The organism is Bifidobacterium longum subsp. longum JCM 1217 (assembly GCF_000196555.1).
Lineage (GTDB): Bacteria > Actinomycetota > Actinomycetes > Actinomycetales > Bifidobacteriaceae > Bifidobacterium > Bifidobacterium longum.
Map to the genome: position 1 here is coordinate 1,280,635 of NC_015067.1, position 17,804 is coordinate 1,298,438.

13 protein-coding genes are annotated in these 17,804 nt (G+C 61.0%); 2 read left to right on the forward strand and 11 right to left on the reverse strand.

Translation table 11 applies throughout. The features are described 5' to 3' along the window. Positions 1 to 91: 91 nt before the first annotated feature. Together brnQ and BLLJ_RS05675 are read left to right on the forward strand one after the other, a co-directional pair. Positions 92 to 1,429, forward strand: a complete 1,338-nt coding sequence (brnQ, locus tag BLLJ_RS05670; RefSeq protein WP_013582767.1) for a branched-chain amino acid transport system II carrier protein — start codon at positions 92 to 94, stop codon at positions 1,427 to 1,429. Between the two features lie 171 nt (positions 1,430 to 1,600). Next, entirely contained in the window at positions 1,601 to 2,710 is a 1,110-nt protein-coding gene (locus BLLJ_RS05675; RefSeq protein WP_007054290.1) for a hypothetical protein, read from the forward strand. A 128-nt stretch (positions 2,711 to 2,838) separates the two neighbouring features. Here the strand turns inward: BLLJ_RS05675 and BLLJ_RS05680 are convergent, their stop codons facing one another. The 11 genes from BLLJ_RS05680 to uvrA form a co-directional block, all read right to left on the reverse strand. Beyond that, positions 2,839 to 4,395 carry an aminotransferase class I/II-fold pyridoxal phosphate-dependent enzyme gene (locus BLLJ_RS05680; protein WP_007054291.1) on the reverse strand — a complete coding sequence of 519 codons (1,557 nt, stop codon included), beginning with the start codon at positions 4,393 to 4,395 and terminating at the stop codon, positions 2,839 to 2,841. Between the two features lie 110 nt (positions 4,396 to 4,505). Continuing rightward, positions 4,506 to 5,357 (reverse strand): HAD family hydrolase, encoded by an 852-nt coding sequence (locus BLLJ_RS05685; RefSeq protein WP_007054292.1) that lies wholly within the window; start codon positions 5,355 to 5,357, stop codon positions 4,506 to 4,508. Next, entirely contained in the window at positions 5,354 to 6,304 is a 951-nt protein-coding gene (locus tag BLLJ_RS05690; RefSeq protein ID WP_007056108.1) for an L-lactate dehydrogenase, read from the reverse strand. Before BLLJ_RS05690 ends, BLLJ_RS05685 begins: the two co-directional genes overlap by 4 nt. 101 nt (positions 6,305 to 6,405) lie before the next feature. Continuing rightward, positions 6,406 to 6,654, reverse strand: coding sequence for a preprotein translocase subunit SecG (gene secG, locus BLLJ_RS05695; protein WP_003829342.1), 249 nt, complete (start codon positions 6,652 to 6,654; stop codon positions 6,406 to 6,408). Between the two features lie 63 nt (positions 6,655 to 6,717). After that, positions 6,718 to 7,521: a triose-phosphate isomerase gene (gene tpiA / locus BLLJ_RS05700; protein WP_013582768.1), complete on the reverse strand. Its 804-nt coding sequence runs from the start codon at positions 7,519 to 7,521 to the stop codon at positions 6,718 to 6,720. A gap of 55 nt (positions 7,522 to 7,576) precedes the next feature. Continuing rightward, positions 7,577 to 8,782, reverse strand: a complete 1,206-nt coding sequence (locus BLLJ_RS05705; RefSeq protein WP_007056049.1) for a phosphoglycerate kinase — start codon at positions 8,780 to 8,782, stop codon at positions 7,577 to 7,579. Positions 8,783 to 8,950: 168 nt separating this feature from the next. Beyond that, entirely contained in the window at positions 8,951 to 9,901 is a 951-nt protein-coding gene (gene whiA / locus BLLJ_RS05710) for a DNA-binding protein WhiA (RefSeq protein WP_007052782.1), read from the reverse strand. Between the two features lie 198 nt (positions 9,902 to 10,099). Continuing rightward, the gene (gene rapZ / locus BLLJ_RS05715; RefSeq protein WP_013582769.1) at positions 10,100 to 11,086 is read right to left on the reverse strand and encodes an RNase adapter RapZ; all 987 of its coding nucleotides are present in this window, start codon (positions 11,084 to 11,086) and stop codon (positions 10,100 to 10,102) included. Beyond that, positions 11,086 to 12,057 carry a shikimate dehydrogenase family protein gene (locus BLLJ_RS05720; protein WP_007056051.1) on the reverse strand — a complete coding sequence of 324 codons (972 nt, stop codon included), beginning with the start codon at positions 12,055 to 12,057 and terminating at the stop codon, positions 11,086 to 11,088. The genes rapZ and BLLJ_RS05720 overlap by 1 nt, the downstream gene beginning before the upstream one ends. Before the next feature lie 108 nt (positions 12,058 to 12,165). Continuing rightward, on the reverse strand, positions 12,166 to 14,532 hold the full coding sequence (gene uvrC, locus BLLJ_RS05725; protein ID WP_013582770.1) for an excinuclease ABC subunit UvrC: 2,367 nt from the start codon (positions 14,530 to 14,532) through the stop codon (positions 12,166 to 12,168). 149 nt (positions 14,533 to 14,681) lie between these two features. Further along, complete coding sequence (gene uvrA, locus BLLJ_RS05730) at positions 14,682 to 17,702, reverse strand: excinuclease ABC subunit UvrA (RefSeq protein ID WP_032740838.1); 3,021 nt, start codon at positions 17,700 to 17,702, stop codon at positions 14,682 to 14,684. Between the last annotated feature and the right edge of the window lie 102 nt (positions 17,703 to 17,804).

The window sequence follows — 17,804 nt, forward strand, 5'->3', positions numbered from 1 at the left end:
TAGATCACAGAAGCCCCGACCCCAACCGGTCGGGGCTTCTTTCGTTTGTTGCTACAGTGGTACGAGCATATGAGAGAAAGGCCGAACCGTAATGAACAAACTTGTCGCACGCCAGCGGTTGGTGATGACCTTCACCTTCTTTTCGATGTTCTTCGGAGCGGGCAATCTGATTTTTCCGCCGTTCGTCGGCGCTCAGGCCGGTTCCGCGACCATACCGGCGGCCATCGGTTTCATCGTCTCCGCAGTCGGCCTGCCGATTCTCGGCGTGCTGGCGGTCACCTTCGCCGGCGGTTTCGACAAACTCGCCAGCCGGGTCTCCCCCAAATTCGCCTTGTTCCTCGGCGTGGCGATCATGCTCACCATCGGCCCGTGCTTTGCGATTCCACGTACGGCGACCACCTCATTCGAAATGATGGTGGCTCCTTTCGTACCGTCCTCCTATGGCTGGCTGGCCCAACTCATCTACTCGCTCGTGTTCTTCACACTGGCGTTCCTGTTCGCCCAGCATCCCGAGAAACTCTCCAAAGTGCTCGGCCGATTCATGGGGCCGTTGCTGCTGGTGCTCATTGCTGTCCTGTTCATCGCCTGCCTGATCCACGGCATCGGCATCCCGGCCAACCCGATGGGCGACTACTCCACAAACCAGATCGCACGCGGCTTCCTCGACGGCTACCAGACCATGGACCTGCTCGCCGCGCTCTACTTCGGCATCGTGATCTCCGCGAATATCCGCGCCCAACAAGTCGATGACGAATCGCAAGTGCAGAAGGAGACCGCGTATGCCGGGCTCGGCACCGGCGTACTGCTGATCGTGATCTACGGCGCGCTAAGCTACGTGGGCGTGGTGTCCGGAGCCATCGCCACCATCGACCCCACCAAAGACACGGGCGCGACCGTGCTCACCAACCTCACCTCCTCCCTGTTCGGCACGTTCGGTACCGCGTTCCTTGGCGTCGTGTTCGTCATCGCCTGCCTCAACGTATGCACCGGACTGATCGGCACCTGCGCCACCTACTTCCATACTCGGTTCCGGACCGTCGCCGGCCGAACGTTGAGCTACCGCACCTGGCAGGTCATCTTCACCGTGTTCAGTTTCATCGTGTCCAATGCCGGGCTGAGCGCGATCATCAAGGTTTCCGTGCCGGTGTTGTCCGCACTGTATCCGATCGCCATCGTGCTGGTACTGCTGACGCTGACCCACAAGTCGCTCGGCGCGCGATTCCCGCGCGTCTATTTCTGGACTGTGCTGCTGGTGGGCATCGCATCCTTCGCCACCTGCATCTCCAGTTTGGTCGCCGTCTTCGGCGGTTCCATCGGCTGGCTGGACGCGGCGCTGGCTATGCTGCCTTTGCAGCAATACCAGCTCGGCTGGGTGGTCCCGGCTATCCTCGGTGTTGCCATTGGTATCGCCGATGCTCCGCGACGGTAGTTTTCCCGGTCTGTGCCGGAGTCTGGCGGTCGGTCGGTGATGGCGGCTGCCGCAGTATCCCTCCTATAAAGCGGCATACAGAATTCCTGTATGCCGCTGGTCTCCGCCCATCTGCCATAGTTATACTGGCATCATCGACGACGGCGATAACAGCATAAGGTGGGGCGAGTCATGGACACCAGTGATAGACAGGTAGCGGAAACCGGCCGGAATCGCGAGCTTGGGCTGATTCCGGCCATGGTGATGGCGGTTGTTGCGACGCTCAGTGGTGCCGGTGTATCGTTCGCGCCATTATATGAGCGCATTTGGGGCGGCATGATGTTGCATCCGAATTGTCCGGCGATTGGCAGAATGACCTACTATCTCTCGGGCCAAGCAACTGACGATTATGGAGCCTGCGTCACCTCACCACTGTGGTTTATGACGGTGACTGCGCTGAGTGTTGTCGCGATTCTCTGTCTGACTGTTGCGGGAGTACAGGGCTTTTCGCGCCATCGGCTCTGTTCGGTGTTTAGTGTTCTTATTGCGGCAGTGGCTGTTGCAATCATATTGGTGTTGAGTGCGAATACCAAGATTGTAACGTTGTGGGCGATGTATGCGGTGACGTGGCTGGTGCACGCCATAGTCACCTCATATCTGAGCAACGGTTGGATACGAATCGCGCGACTGTTGTTCGTATGGCAGATTGGCGTGATGCCGGTATTCGTCACCGAATATTCAGTATCCGACGAGGTCAACTTCAGCGGCGGCGCAACCATCGCTTGCGGACTTGGACTTGCGGCATATGCGCTGGTGCAATACGCCTCTCTTACCATCGACTCGCAAAACAACAGTAATCGAATCACGCCAGAACGCAGTGGTATACGGGCTACCTCCTTGCACGACCTGTTCCACACCATCAGCATCAACGCATCCGCCATACGCAATTGCTCTGTTCCCGTTGCCCTGTTCTGGTCAGGTATCACGTTCTTTACCTACAGCTACAACACTGGTAGACACACCGATTTCTGCCCAGCGCTATCGGCAACTGACAATGCAGGTCTTGTCGCTTATTGCATCGGCCATGAAGCTTTGGGACTGCTGACCGTCGTGTTGTGCGTGCTGCCATTGTTCTCCCTGCTTTCGGCGATTACGGCCATCACGTTGGCTGCACGCAACGCAAATAACGGCGGTAACGCTGCCAATGCCGATGGCTCTCGAAATTCAGCCGCCGTGTGCTATCTGCTCCTGGCAACCGCACTGTCCGCCACGGCCTTCGTCATCGCCTTCACCTTGGCATAGCGCGGACCACCATGCCGCAGTTCGCGCGATCGCTGGGATACAGCGCTTCCTGCGCACGACGCGACACCACCGGCATAAGATCTCCTTTATATCACGAAACAATCGAGCGTGTTCGTTTGCGCCAAGGATCAGCTCTGCCAGTAGTAGCTGAAGAAGTCGGAGATCTCCCCCATGGTTTCGCGCAGCATGCCCATGCGCGGCAGGTACACCACGCGGAAGTGGTCGGGGCGATGCCAGTTGAACGCGCCGCCGTGGCTGATGAGGATGTGCTTGTCATGCAGCAGGTCGAGCGCGAACTGCTCGTCCGAGTGGATGTTGAAGCGTTTGACGTCGATCTTCGGGAAGATGTAGAACGCGGCCTTCGGCTTGACGGCGGTGATGCCGGGGATCTGGTTGAGCATGTCGTAGACGAGGTCGCGCTGGTCGTGCACGCGGCCGCCCGGCACGATGTAGTCGTTGACGCTCTGGTGGCCGCCGAGCGCGGTCTGCACCACGGACTGGGCGGGCACGTTCGAACACATGCGCATGTTGGCGAGCATGTTGAGGCCCTCGATGTAGTCCTTGGCAATGCGCTTGTTGCCGGACAGGATCATCCAGCCGATGCGGTAGCCGGCGATCATGTGCGATTTCGACAGGCCGGAGAAGGTCACGCAGAACAGGTCCGGGGCCATCGAGGCGATGGAGATGTGCTGCAGGCCGTCCATGACGAGGCGATCGTAGATTTCGTCGGAGAAGATGATGAGCTGGTGTTCGCGCGCGATGTCGACGATCTGCTGGAGCACTTCCTTTGGGTAAAGTGCGCCGGTGGGGTTGTTCGGGTTGATGATGACAATCGCCTTGGTGTTGCTGGTGATCTTGGAGCGGATGTCGTCGATGTCCGGATACCATTCGGACTGTTCGTCGCACAGGTAGTGCACGGCGGTGCCGCCGGCCAGGTTCACGCAGGCGGTCCACAGCGGGTAGTCCGGGGATGGCACGAGCACTTCGTCGCCGGTGTCGAGTAGCGCGGACATGGACAGGTTGATGAGCTCGCTGACGCCGTTGCCGGTGTAGATGTCGTCGATGGTGACGTTCGGGATGTTCTTCAGCTGCGCGTACTGCATGATGGCCTTGCGCGCGGAGAACAGGCCCTTGGACGGCGAGTAGCCTTCGGTGTCGGTGAGCTGGTGGGCCATGTCGTAGACGACTTCGTCCGGCGTGCGGAAGCCGAAGGGTGCCGGGTTGCCGATGTTCAATTTCAGGATGTGGGTGCCGTTGGCCTCCATGCGCATCGCCTCGTCGGCGACCGGGCCGCGCACGTCGTAGAGCACGTTGTCGAGCTTGTGCGATTTGCCGAAGGTGCGGCGGCGGCCCACGGGAATCTCGCTGTCCGTCTGGGGCTTGGAGGCACCCGTGGCAAGCGGTGTGGCGGCGTGTTCGCCGTCCGTGACGCTGTTGGAGGCGTCCGAGTTCAATTGCGTGGTGGATTCCTCTCCGCGCAGCCAGTTCATGTCGACGTCCAGTTCGCTGGCCAGGAATTCGAGCACGTCCTCGCGGGGCATGGTCTTGCCGGCCACGTATTGGCTGATGTGGCTCTTGCCCATCTTTACACCACGATGTTCGGCGGCGTGCACCAAATCGACCTGCTTCAGTCCCCTGCTGTTCATCGCATTGCGCAGACGTTCCGCAAACACCGATACGCTCATATCCTTATGCCTCCAACCGGGAGTTCAATTTATCTTTTGAACAACGGTTCAAAGCATACCCCCGGTTCAACACAAGTTCAATTTTGGCGTGTTCTCGAGTCTCGACCGGTTCAGCCCAACTGCGCTTCAATCCATTGGGCGACGCCGTCCTCGTTGTTGGACGGGCAGATCTCGTCGGCGATGGACAACACCTTGGGGTTCGCGTTGGCCACGGCCACGCCCCGGCCGGATTCGCTCATCATGTTGATATCGATGAGGTCGTCGCCGAAGGCGGCTGTCTGTTCAAGCGGCACGTCCAGTCGCTCGCACAGCAGGTGCAGCGCGTGCTCCTTGTTGGCCTGCGGGTTCATGAGCATCCACATCACGCCTTCGCTGATGGAGATGTCGAAGTCCGGCGGAATCAGCGCACGCAGCTCGTTCCACTGTTCAGGCTCGGGGAAGATGGTGATCTTGTCCGCCACGCCTTCGGGCACGTCGTGGAAGTTCGTGTATTGGAAGGCCTGAGTTTTCCAATACACGCGCACATCGAAGTTGGTGTAGCGCACGTCGTTCATCACGATGCCGAGCTTCAGGCCGGGCATGCGATCGAGCAGGAACAGACAGACTTCGCAGGCACGCCGTGAGGAGAAGCCAATCTTGATCAAATGGTTCTCATCGGCCGGCGTGGCACCTGAGGTGAGCAGGTCGAAGTCGGAGTGGGCCGGGTCGAAATCGATGAGGGCGCCGTTCAGATAGATTACGGCGTCCACCGGCAGTTTTTCGGCGAACTGGAGACCGGTACTCACCGGCCGCGCGGTGGCGATGGCGAATTGCATTCCGGCATCGTGCGCGCGGTTGATGGTGTCGATGCTGCGCTGGGTGATGAACCGGTCCTCGAATACCTCGGCGTCGTGCAGCAACGTGCCGTCGAGGTCGGCGACCAGCAGTCGGGGTTGTTTCGGCGTGATGGCGTCGAGAATCACAGCAGCCCCTCGCAGTGTTCACGCACGAGTTCGGCGGAATGGTGCAGTTTGGCCCGCTCGTCCTCGCTCAGATCGAGTTCGACGATCTCGTTGGCACCATTGGCGCGCAGTTCAGTGGGGACGCCGAGGAACACGTCATGTTCGCCGTATTCGCCGTCCAACAGGGTGGAGACGGGCACGATGCGGCGTTCGTCCCACAGGATGGTCTGTACGATGCCGGCCACGGTGGAGGCGATGCCGAAGTTGGTGCCGCCCTTGGCCGCGACGATCTCATTGCCACGGGTGCGGGTCTTCTCTTCGATTTCGGTGGTGGACACAGAGGCGAAACGGTCTTGGTTGTCGGCCAGGAAGCGGGCGAATGGCTTGCCGCCGAGCGAGACGGTGGACCATGCGGTGAACTGGGAGTCGCCGTGCTCGCCCATCACGAAGCCGCCCACGTTGCGCGGGTCGAGGCCGGTCTCTTCGCCGATGATGGTCTTGAGACGCGAGGTGTCGAGCGCGGTGCCGGTACCGAGCACCTGGGTGCGAGGCAGACCGGAACGTTTCCAGGCATACCAAGCCATCACGTCGACCGGGTTGGAGACCATGACGATCACGCCGTCAAAACCGGAGGCCATGACGTTGTCGACCACTTCGCCCACAAGACCCACGGTGAAGCCGAGTTCGGCCATGCGGTTGGAGTTGGCCGGCGGCTTGCGGCCCACGGTGATGACGACGATGTCCGCATCCTTGCAGTCGGCGTAGTCGCCGGCGCGCACCTTGACGTGGCGGTCCTGGAATTCGCTGCCATCATCGAGGTCGCGGGCCTCCCCCAGGGCCTTGGCGGCGGAACAGTCGATGAGCACAAGCTCATTGCACAGGCCGTGCGTGACGATGCCGAAGGCGGCGGTGGCACCGACCTGGCCGGTGCCGACGATAACGACTTTGTTGCGGTTCATAGTGACCATGGTGATGTCCTTTCGTAATACTCGATAGAACGCATACGACCCATGACCGACGGTAACGGTCATGGGTCGCGAGCGACAAGTCTATATGGCGTGCAAGCCGATCAGCCGAGGTTGAACTTGGTCATCATGTCGAGGCCGATAATCAAGGCCACCCACACCAGAGCGATGATAACGGTCCAACGGTTCAGGTTCTTTTCGGCGACACCGGAAGTACCGGCGTTCTGGGTCAGACCGCCGCCGAACATGTCGGACAAACCGCCGCCCTTGCCCTTGTGCATAAGGATGAGCAGGGTCAGCACGAAGCTGAGCAGCACGACGATGACTTGCAGCGTGATCTTAAGAGCGGTCACAGGGTACCTCCGGATTGATTGGACTGTTGACCAGCATAGCGCACACACGGGAAAACCGTGGTATTAGTTCCGTGATTTCGTGGATTTCAGTGCCAGTCGAGCGATTTTGGCGAGTTCCTCAACGTCCAGGGCCGCCCCTCCGATCAGGAAGCCGTCAACGTCGGGCTGGGAAATGAGTTCCGCCGCATTTTTCGAGGTGACCGATCCGCCGTACAGGATACGTATGCTATCGGATACCTTCGTGCCAAAAGTGGTCTTCAAATCGTTGCGGATGGCGTTTGCGGCATCCTGGGCGGATTGCGGAGTGGCCACCATGCCGGTGCCAATGGCCCAGACAGGTTCGTAGGCCACGATGAGTTTGGCGGCTTGTTCTTCGTTGAGATCGCGGGTGACGTCTCGTACCTGGCCCACGGCGAAATCGAGTTCAATGCCTTGACGTCGTTCCTCGAAGCTTTCGCCGACGCACAAAATCGGCTGCATGCCGGCGGCGAGCACGGCACGTACCTGATCGACGATATTGGCGTCATCTTCAGGATGGTATTTGCGGCGTTCGGAGTGGCCGACGATGACGTATGAGCAGCCGAGATGGGCGATCATGTCCGCGGACACATCGCCGGTGAAGGCACCTTGGGTGGTCACGGAAACGGATTGTGCGCCGTAGGCGACATGGAGCTTGTCGGCTTCGACCAGCACCTGCACGCTGCGCAATGACGTGAACGAGGGGAAAAGCGCGACTTCGCAGCGTTTAAAGTCGAAGTGAGCGTCACGCAACAGCCATACCAGCTTCTGCACGAAGTAAGTGGCTTCAAGATGGTCGAAATTCATCTTCCAGTTGCCGGCCACCAACGGAATGCGTTTGGACGCCATATGTTTCCCTTCTAAAAAACGTAGCTCCCCTCAAGGAGGGGAGCTAGAAAATGGATTACTCAAGCACCTTCAGGCCAGGGAGCTCCTTGCCTTCGAGGAACTCGAGGGAAGCGCCACCACCGGTGGAGATGTGGGAGAAGCCGTCCTCCGGGAAGCCGAGGTTGCGCACGGCGGAGGCGGAGTCGCCGCCACCGACGATGGTGAACGCACCGGCTGCGGTGGCGTCGACCAGACCCTGGGCCACGGCCTTGGTGCCGGCGGCGAACTCAGGAACCTCGAACACGCCCATCGGGCCGTTCCACACGACGGTCTTGGAGTCGACGATCTTGTCGTGGAAGAGCTTCTGGGACTCCGGGCCGATGTCCAGACCCATCTTGTCGGCCGGGATGGCGTCGGCGGCAACGACTTCCGGAGCAACCGGGGTGTCACCGGCCGGGAAGCCGGCGTTCACGACGACGTCGGTCGGCAGCACGAGCTCAACGCCGTTCTTCTCGGCGGTCTCGATGTAGCCCTTGACCTTCTCAAGCTGGTCCTCTTCAAGCAGGGAGGTGCCGACCTCGTAGCCCTTGGCCTTGAGGAAGGTGAACACCATGCCGCCGCCGATGACCAGACGGTTGGCCTTGTCGAGCAGGTTCTCGATGACGCCGAGCTTGTCGGAGACCTTGGAACCGCCGAGCACCACGGTGAACGGACGCTCCGGGTTCTCGGTGGCCTTGGACAGGGCCTTGACTTCCTTCTCGACCAGCAGGCCTGCGGCGGCCGACAGATCGGCGGCAACGTCGTAGTTGGAGCCCTGAGCGCGGTGGACCACGCCGAAGCCATCGGAAACGAAGGCCTCGCCGAGGGCGGCGATCTTCTTGGCGTAAGCGGCGCGTTCGTCGGCGTCCTTAGAGGTCTCCTCCGGGTTGAAACGAACGTTCTCAAGCAGCACAACGTCGCCATCGTTCATGGCGGCGACCTTGGCCTGAGCGTCCTCGCCGTAGGTGTCCTTGGCCAGCGGCACGTTGGTGCCGAGCAGCTCGCCGAGGCGGGCGGCAACCGGGGCCAGGCTCAGCTCAGGAACGACCTTGCCTTTCGGGCGGCCAAGGTGGGCCATGAGGATGACCTTGGCGCCTTCTTCGCGCAGGGTCTTGATGGTCGGCAGAGCAGCCTTGATTCGACCGTCATCGGTGATGGTGGTGCCGTCCAGCGGAACATTGAAATCAGCGCGAACCAGAACGCGCTTGCCCTTGAGATCTCCAAGGTCCTTGAGTGTCTTCATGAATATCCTTTCCTTGACGAATCGCACGTCAAAGTGGCCAATTTTGCCACTTTGCATATTACAGGCATTCCGGAACAAAACACCGCATTCGTCTACTGACTGAATGCGGTGTTTTGTCACATCGTTGTCGCGTTTTGCCGAATAGGCACGGCAAATCGGATTGTCGGGTTACTTGCCTTCGGCTGCGCGAGCCTTCTCCGTCTTCTCGGCAAGTTGAAGCAGTCGGCGAATTCGGCCGGCAATCGCATCCTTGGTGATTTGCGGTTCGGCGATCTTGCCGAGCTCCTCGAGGCTCTTGTCCACGTGATCGATGCGCAGCTGGCCGGCCTGACGGAGGTTGTCCGGAATGTTATCGCCGAGTACTTCGAAAGCATGCTGCACTTTTTCGCTGGCTTCGGCGGCGGCCTTGGCGGAACGGCGCATATTGGCGTCATCGAAGTTGGCCAGACGGTTGGCCTTGCCGCGGGCCTCGCCGTCGGAGCGCTTGCCGGTCCATTCGCGGGCCGAACGGGTGGCGCCCATGAGCTTGAGCATGCGTTCGATGGCGTCGGGATCCTTGAGTGTCACGCGCTCGGAGCTACGCAGCGTGCGATGCTTGGCCTGGATGCCTAGACGACGGGCCACGCCACACAGGGCCATGGCGGCCTCTTCCGTGGGGCAAGCGATTTCCAGGAAGCTGGCCTTACCGGGATCGGACAGGAAGCCACGGGCCATGAAGGCGCCGCGCCATGCCGCTTTGATTTGGGCGATGGATCCGTTGACCACTTCAGACGGCAGTCCACGGACCTGCTGCTTGCGGCGGTCGACCAGTCCGGTCTGCAAAGCCAAGGCCACTACGTTGCGGGTGACGAGCACCACATAGGTCTCGACAGGGCCGTTCGGGGTCTGACGTGTGAGGTGATTGACCTCGGCTTCGTGCCCGAACGTGTTCCTCAACGTGTTCTTCAGCCATTCTGCAACGTCAAGCGAGGTGAATACGGCTTGGATAACGTATGTATTCTGTACCGGTCGAAGACCGCCGCCAAAACGGATCATGGCCGCAGCTTGGGCCTTGATCGCGGCTGGCGAATCGCCTTCAAAGGCTGCCAACTCGCTTTTGACATCGTCCAGAAGAGCCAAGATCTACCTCCTACAGTCCCGTTCTTCTCAATGCTTCAGGCGCTTCGTGCCGTTATCTGCTGTCACACGGTCGGAAGCCATCGGCTTTCTGTGATACCTAATCTGGTGGACAAGCGAACCCGTTTGATACGTATTATGGGCTCTGCTTTCTCGCAGTGTGGTCACCGAACGCTTGCCCGATGACCGCTCGACGCCTGCTTACGATGAGTGACGCTTGTGCTGTTCTCTCGCGGAAACGGTTACGTTGAGCCCATGTGCGCGTAAGCGGCGAGCCAGCTCTTCGCTCATCGCCACCGACCGGTGCTGACCACCGGTGCAGCCGACGGCGATGGTTACGTAGTGCTTGTCTTCCTGGGCGTATCCTTCCAACGCAATCTCGATAGCTTTCTCATAAGCGTCGAGAAATTCCTTGGCTCCCTTGCTGGAAAGCACGTAGTCGGCGACCGGCTTGTCGTGCCCGGTAAGCTCGCGCAGGCTGGGCACCCAGAACGGGTTGGGCAGAAAACGCACGTCGGCCACGAAATCGGCGTCGATGGGCATACCGTATTTGAAGCCGAAGCTGAAGATGTGTACTGCCACGGTGGTGGGGCCGGAGCCGAGCATCGCCTCGTAGAGTTTGGTGGACAGCTGGTGGATGCTCAGGGAGCTGGTGTCGATGACCCAGTCGGCTCGTTCCTTGAGGTCTTCCAGCAGGTGACGTTCCTCAAGGATGCCGTCGACCAGTCGGTTGCCGTGCTGCAGCGGGTGCGGGCGGCGCACGGATTCGTAGCGCTTGATGAGCACTTCGTTGCTGGCGTCGAGGAACAGAATACGGGTTTTGACGCCGAGATCATCCAGATGGCCGAGCACGGCGGCCAGCTCGTCGAAATAGCTGGAGCGCACGTCGATGACGGCGGCAAGCTTGTGGACGCCTGACTCCGATCCGGAACCGGAGGTGGTCATCATGTCGACAAGCGGGATAAGCAGTTTGGGAGGCAGGTTGTCGACCACATACCATCCCATGTCTTCCACGCAGTCAGCGGCATGAGAGCGGCCTGCGCCGGACATACCGGTGATGAGCAGCACTTCGAAGGCATCAAGCGGGGTCGGCTGGTTGTCCGGAGTCGATGTGGATGTCGCGGAATTCGCCGGCGCATTCGTGGCGGCCGCCTCGCCGGTATCGCGGTTCGTTGTCTGTTGATTCATTACAGCGCCTCCTCAAGAGCTTTGCGCATCGCGATCTCCAGCTGGTCGTCTTCGGTGGTGGTGTCCTGCAGACGCTGGTCGGCATCGCTGGGCGGGTCGTCATCCCAGATACCGGTCATCAGCAATACCTGTACGAGAGCTTGGTACAGCAGCATTTCTTCGCCGCCGATGGCGTGACCGCCATGAGCGCGCCAGGCTTCCATGAGCTTGGTGGGGCGTGGATCGTAGATCACGTCCAACAGCAGTCCGGAGAATGGCTCGGTTCCGGCATCGGCGAGGGCATCCGCGACGTTGTCGGCCGCGTGTCCGGGAATCGTGTTGATGACATAGGTGGCGTTGCGGGCTGCCTCGAGCAGGGCCTGATCGTCGCCTAATTCGATTTCGTTGTACGGGTTATGCACGTTGACGAACTTTTCGGCCACTGGTTTAAGCCCGGTGTTTTTTCCGGGGTGGCGGGCGGCGACGACGATATGGCCGATTTCGGGCATCATGCAGCATGCGGCCAACGCCGAAGTGGCGGTGTTGCCATTGCCGATGATCAGCGCGGTGCCGCTTCTCGACGCGGTGTGGTGTTCGCCGAGTTCGCGATTGGCATGGTCGAAGGCGAGTTGGATGCCGATGACATCGGTGTTGTATAGCTTGATGCCCGGCTTGCCGTTCGGCCAAGCGGGATCATCGGCAGCCACGCTCCAGTCGAATACCGCGGTATTCGCCACCTTCAGTTCCTTGGCCCACAAATTTTCCGGAACACCGTACGGTTGGATGGTCTTCTTCAACGGCATGGTCAGGCTCAGGCCAGCCCACGTCGAGTCAAGGCCTTTGAGGAAAGCGTCGAGGTCGTCTTCCCCCACCTCGTGCTTGTCGTACAGCCAATCGTCGAGTTTCAGCGAACGGTAGGCCGCGTTGTGGAGCACGGGTGACAATGAGTGTGCGACGGGTTTGCCGAGTACAGCGCAACGATGATTGGCCATATCCCCTCCTTGATGTCTGTTCCCATGCTAGCCGACACTTTGCTTCGAATATGTCAACCACAGGCCCCGCAACCGAAAATTTACTCTGGGCTGCTGGACCGGGCCGGCTCACTGCTCGTGCAGCGCGGTGTACAGCGCTTCGGCTTTGGCGTGGCCGATGCCTTTGACCTTCTCGAAGTCCTCGACACTGGCTTCGCGCATGGCTTTGACCGAGCCGAAGTGGTTGAGCAGCCGCTTCTGGTAGCTTTCGCCGATGCCGGGAATCTCGTCGAGCGCGCTGCGCAGGGCGCCTTTGCGCCGCTGCTGGCGGTGGTAGGTGATGGCGAAGCGGTGGGATTCGTCGCGCACACGCTGCAGCAGATACATGCCTTCGGACTGGCGTTTGAGGATGATCGGATAGTCGTCGTCCGGCACCCACACCTCTTCCAAGCGTTTGGCCAGTCCGCAGACGGCCACGTCGTTCACGCCACAGTCCTCAAGCGCCTTGGCGGCGGCCATGACCTGCGGCTTGCCGCCATCGACCACCACCAGGTTCGGCTTGTAGGCAAAGTGATGCCGGTTTGTGTTCTGCTGGACGATGTCGGGCGGGGACTCCCGCGCATCGTTCTGCACTCCGACCGGCACCGCGTGCCCCTTGCCACTGATGCCGGAACCGCCCTCACCATTGTCGTTACCGTTCGCAGCGATTGTCTCCGCCGCCACGGCAGTGGTCATCTTGCCGGCGGCCGAGGCCACACGCTGTTCCGCGTCGATGCTTTCGCCGGAGTCGCCGGCGATGTTGCCGTGCTTGAAGCGGCGGGTGAGCGTCTCGTAAAGCGCGGACAGATCATCCACCGCGCCTTTGCCGTCCTTGCCTCGGATGGCGAAGCGTCGGTATTCGGATTTCTTGGCGATCGCGTCTTCGAACACCACCATGGAGGCCACCTGGAAGGCACCGCCCACAGTGTTCGAAATGTCGTAGCATTCGATGCGCAGCGGGGCTTCCGCGAGTCCCAATGCCTTGGCCACATCGTTCATGGCCTGGGTGCGTGCGCCCATGTCGGAGATGCGGCTCATCTTGCTGCGTTGCAGTGCTTGGCTGGCGTTCTCGTTGGCGCGGTCCATAAGCTGCTTCTTGTCGCCTCGCGAGGCCACACGGATGGTCACCGCTCCCCCGCGCAGATTGGTCAGCCAGCCTTCGAGTTCCTCACGGCGGGCCGGTTCGACGGGCACGATGATTTCGCGCGGTACCGGTGCGATGGGTGCCAGCAGGTCCGCGCGCCCGGTGGTCTCCTGACGGGTGTTGCGTTCTCGGGTGGCCTGGGCGCGTGCCACAGCGTCCGTGGCCGTGATGGTTTGCGTGGAGCCGATGGCCTCGCGATTAGTGGAGATGGTCGCGGCCGACTGGGGGTGATTGTCCCCGGCGGCGTCCGAATACACCTGCACCAGAAGGTCGGCCATCAAGTCGGCGTCATCGATGTCCTCAACTCGTTCGACGCTCCAGTTGCGTTCGCCGCGAATCGAGCCGGCGCGCACATAAAAAGCGTGCACGGAGGCTTCGAGCTCGTCGCTGGCGAAGCCGAACACGTCCGCGTCCACATCCTGGTCGAAGACGACGGCGTTCTGTTGCACCACGGTTTCCAGCATTTGGATCTGGTCGCGCAGTCGGGCGGCTTTCTCGAATTCGAGTTCGGCGCTGGCCTCTTTCATGTCGCGGGTCAACTGGGCGATGTATGGCCGTCCGAGTCGTCCGGTCATCACACCGACCAGCTGTTCGCACAGCCTCCGGTGTTCGTCCGCTTCAATGCGGTTCACGCAGGGTGCGGAGCATTTGCCGATGGAAGCGAACAGGCATGGCCGTCCGGTCAGTTGCGCCTTATGGAACACGTTGGTGGTGCAGGTGCGTACCGGGAACGTGCGCAGCAACCGGTCAAGACTGTGCCGCAATTCCCACACTTTGGCATAGGGGCCGAAATACCGGGTATCCCGCCGTTTGCGCGACCGCGTGACCCACACGCGCGGAATTCGCTCCCCCGTGCTGACCGCGAGATACGGATAGGTCTTGTCGTCGCGGAACTGCACGTTGAACCGTGGGTCGAATTCCTTGATCCACGTGTATTCCAACGTCAGTGATTCCAGTTCGGTGGCGACGACCGTCCACTCCAGGCTGCGTGCGGTCAGCACCATGGTCTGCGTGCGCGGATGCAGCAGATACAGCGGCTGGAAATAATTGGTGAGCCTGTTGCGCAGGTTCTTTGCCTTGCCCACATAAATGACGCGCCCTTCCCCGTCGCGCCATTTGTACACACCGGGTTTGGCGGGAATATCCGAGGTCTTGGGTCGGAACAGGTCGCGAGAATCCCCCAGCAAAGGTGCCCCATTCGCATTCACCTTCGCCGTCGTTTCCCCGGCACCCACAGCTATGCTTTCCGACATTAACGCCGCCGCAGTCTTCCGCCACTCATCCGGACTATGCCGCTCAATATCGTTCGTCATAATCCTCCTCGCTATTAAGCAAAACCAATCATCAGGGATTGGGTGGGTTGGGGTGTGTGTTGCTGGACCGTAAAGACTTGACCTGAGCGGCCCGGAGCATGTCCAGCAACAAACACCCCAACCCACCCGAGGTCAGCTGCAATGGAAGGCTAAAGCATGGGTTTCAGGAACTTGCCGGTCCATGAGGCTTCGCATTCGGCAACCTGTTCGGGCGTGCCCTGCGTGACGATGGTGCCGCCTCCGTCGCCGCCCTCCGGACCGAGATCGATCAGCCAGTCGGCCTCCTTGATCACATCCAGATTATGTTCGATGACGATGACCGTATTGCCCTTGTCCACCAGGGACTGCAGCACCTTGAGCAGCTTGTTCACGTCTTCGAAGTGCAGGCCGGTGGTCGGCTCGTCGAGGATGTACACGGTTTTGCCGTCGGATCGGCGCTGCAGCTCGGTGGCAAGCTTGACGCGCTGCGATTCACCGCCGGACAGGGTGGGTGCGGGCTGGCCGAGTCGGATGTAGCCGAGGCCGACGTCCACGAGGGTCTTCAGGTATCGGGAGATGCCGGTGTACGCCTTGAAGAAGTCGGCGGCCTCCTCGATGGGCATGTTGAGGATGTCGGCCACGGTCTTGCCGTTGTACGTGACTTCGAGGGTCTCGCGGTTGTATCGTTTGCCGTGGCAGACCTCGCAGTCCACGTAGACGTCGGGCAGGAAGTTCATTTCGATCTTCAGCGTGCCGTCACCGTGGCAGGCCTCACATCGGCCGCCTTTGACGTTGAAACTGAAGCGGCCGGGGCCGTAGCCGCGCACCTGGGCTTCGGGAGTCTTGGCGAACAGGGTGCGGATCTTGTCCCACACACCGGTGTAGGTGGCGGGGTTGGATCGCGGCGTGCGGCCGATCGGGTTCTGGTCGACGTGGATCACCTTGCGCACCTGGTCCACGCCTTCCACGCGCGTGTGGCGGCCGGGTACGATGCGTGCACCGTTGAGCTTGTCGGCGAGCACCGGGTAGAGGATCGTGTTGACCAGCGAGGATTTGCCGGAGCCGGAGACGCCGGTGACCACGGTGAGCACGCCGAGCGGGAAGCTCACGTCGATGTTCTTGAGGTTGTTCTCGCGGGCACCCACGACTTTGAGCACCTGGGTCTTGTGGATCTTGCGGCGCTTGGCGGGCACGGCGATCTCTCGCCGGTGGGCGATGTAGTCGCCGGTGATGGAGCGCTTGGCTTCTATGAGGTGCTTGGCGGGGCCGGAGTAGATGACTTCGCCGCCGTGTTCGCCGGCGCCGGGGCCGATGTCGACCACCCAGTCGGCGCGGCGTATCGTGTCCTCGTCGTGTTCGACGACAATCAGCGTGTTGCCGAGATCGCGCAGGTGGTGCAGGGTTTCGATGAGGCGTTCGTTGTCACGCTGGTGCAGGCCGATGGACGGCTCGTCGAGCACGTACATGACGCCGACCAGACCGGAGCCGATCTGCGTGGCGAGTCGGATGCGCTGCGCTTCTCCGCCGGACAGGGTGGCGGCCGCGCGCGAGAGGGTCAGGTAGTCGAGGCCGACGTCGTTCAGGAAGCCGAGTCGGGCCTTGATCTCCTTGAGCACTTCGCCGGCGATCAGCTGTGCCGAGCCTTCGAGTTCCAGGCCGTTGATCCAGGCGAGTTCGCGTACGACGGGCATGTCGCACACGTCGAAGATGGATTTTCCGTCCACAGTGACAGCGAGCACTTCGGGCTTCAGACGGCGTCCGTGGCAGACCTGGCAGGGCACTTCGCGCATGTACGACTCGTAGTATTCGCGCATGGACTGCGAATCGGTTTCGTCGTGGCGTCGCATGAGCGTGCGGATCACGCCTTCGAAGCCGGTGGAGTATTCGCGCAGGCGTCCCCAGCGATTGCGGTAGGAGACGTTGACCTTGAAGTCGTGGCCGTAGAGGATGTCGTGCTTGACGTCGTCCGGCAGGCCCTTCCAAGGGGTCTTCATGGAGAAGCCCATTTCCTTGGCCAGACCTTCGAGGATGTGGCCGTAGTACTGGGAGGTCATCTTGGTGCCGCTCCACGGTTCGATGACGCCGTCGGCCAGTGACTTGTCCGGGTCGGAGATGATGAGGTCCGGGTCGATTTCCAGTTTGAAGCCGAGACCGGTGCAGGCGGGGCAGGCACCGTAGGGGGCGTTGAAGGAGAAGGTGCGCGGCTCGACCTCGTCGAGTTCGAGCGTGTGCCCGTTCGGGCAGCTGCGGTGTTCGGAGAACGGCTGGCGGCGGGCCGGGCTGCCTTCCTCCTCGTCCACGAAGTCGATGACGATGCTGCCGTTGGCGAGCTTGAGGGCGGTTTCCACCGAGTCGGTCAGGCGTTGGCGGATGCCGTCCTTGACCACGAGTCGGTCGACCACGACCTCGATGGTGTGCTTCTTCTGCTTGGTGAGTTTGATGTCGTCGGACAGCTGCGTCATCTCGCCGTCGATGAGCGCGCGGGCGTAGCCGTCGGAGCGCAGCAGCTCGATCATATCCACGAACTCGCCCTTGCGGCCCTTGACCACGGGCGCGAGAATCTGGAATCGCGTGCGCTCCGGGTAGCCGAGCAGTGTGTCGACGATCTGCTGCGGGGTCTGGGAGGCGACGGGCTCGCCGCATTCAGGGCAGTGAGGGATGCCGGTGCGGGCGAAGAGCAGTCGCAGGTAATCGTAGATTTCGGTGATGGTGCCGACGGTAGAACGCGGGTTGCGGTTGGTGGTCTTCTGGTCGATGGAGACGGCCGGGCTCAGGCCCTCGATGAAGTCAACGTCGGGCTTGTCCATCTGACCCAGGAACTGGCGGGCGTAGGCGGATAGGGATTCGACGTAGCGTCGCTGGCCTTCGGCGAACAGGGTGTCAAACGCGAGCGAGGATTTGCCCGAACCGGACAGGCCTGTGAACACGACCATGCGATTGCGCGGAATCGCCAGGTCGACGTTCTTGAGGTTGTGTTCGCGCGCACCCTGAATCGTGATCTTGAGATCGTTCGGGATGTGCGAGATATCAGCTACCAGCGAACCATCGTGTTCAATCAGCGGCGCCTTTTTGATCTCCCGGCTCAGGAAGGAGTCGCTGGTCATCACCTTTTCGACGATGACCTCACCGTTCTTGCCCTTGCCGGTTTTCGCGCCCGTTGCGCTTGTTGCGCGCCTTGCGCCAGTCTGCATTGCCGCCACAGCCACACCCCACCTTCCATCTCACCGTTCCCGCGCGCACGGTCATGCGCGCGCCAAATCTGTCCCAAGGATACCCGAACACACGACCAAATT

Coding starts and splice junctions, on each gene's coding strand:
- brnQ (WP_013582767.1), top strand. CDS start 92: ATGAACAAACTTGTCGCACGCCAGCGGTTGGTGATGACCTTCACCTTC.
- BLLJ_RS05675 (WP_007054290.1), top strand. CDS start 1,601: ATGGACACCAGTGATAGACAGGTAGCGGAAACCGGCCGGAATCGCGAG.
- BLLJ_RS05680 (WP_007054291.1), bottom strand. CDS start 4,395: ATGAGCGTATCGGTGTTTGCGGAACGTCTGCGCAATGCGATGAACAGC.
- BLLJ_RS05690 (WP_007056108.1), bottom strand. CDS start 6,304: ATGGTCACTATGAACCGCAACAAAGTCGTTATCGTCGGCACCGGCCAG.
- tpiA (WP_013582768.1), bottom strand. CDS start 7,521: ATGGCGTCCAAACGCATTCCGTTGGTGGCCGGCAACTGGAAGATGAAT.
- BLLJ_RS05705 (WP_007056049.1), bottom strand. CDS start 8,782: ATGAAGACACTCAAGGACCTTGGAGATCTCAAGGGCAAGCGCGTTCTG.
- rapZ (WP_013582769.1), bottom strand. CDS start 11,086: ATGAATCAACAGACAACGAACCGCGATACCGGCGAGGCGGCCGCCACG.
- BLLJ_RS05720 (WP_007056051.1), bottom strand. CDS start 12,057: ATGGCCAATCATCGTTGCGCTGTACTCGGCAAACCCGTCGCACACTCA.
- uvrC (WP_013582770.1), bottom strand. CDS start 14,532: ATGACGAACGATATTGAGCGGCATAGTCCGGATGAGTGGCGGAAGACT.
- uvrA (WP_032740838.1), bottom strand. CDS start 17,702: ATGCAGACTGGCGCAAGGCGCGCAACAAGCGCAACGGGCGCGAAAACC.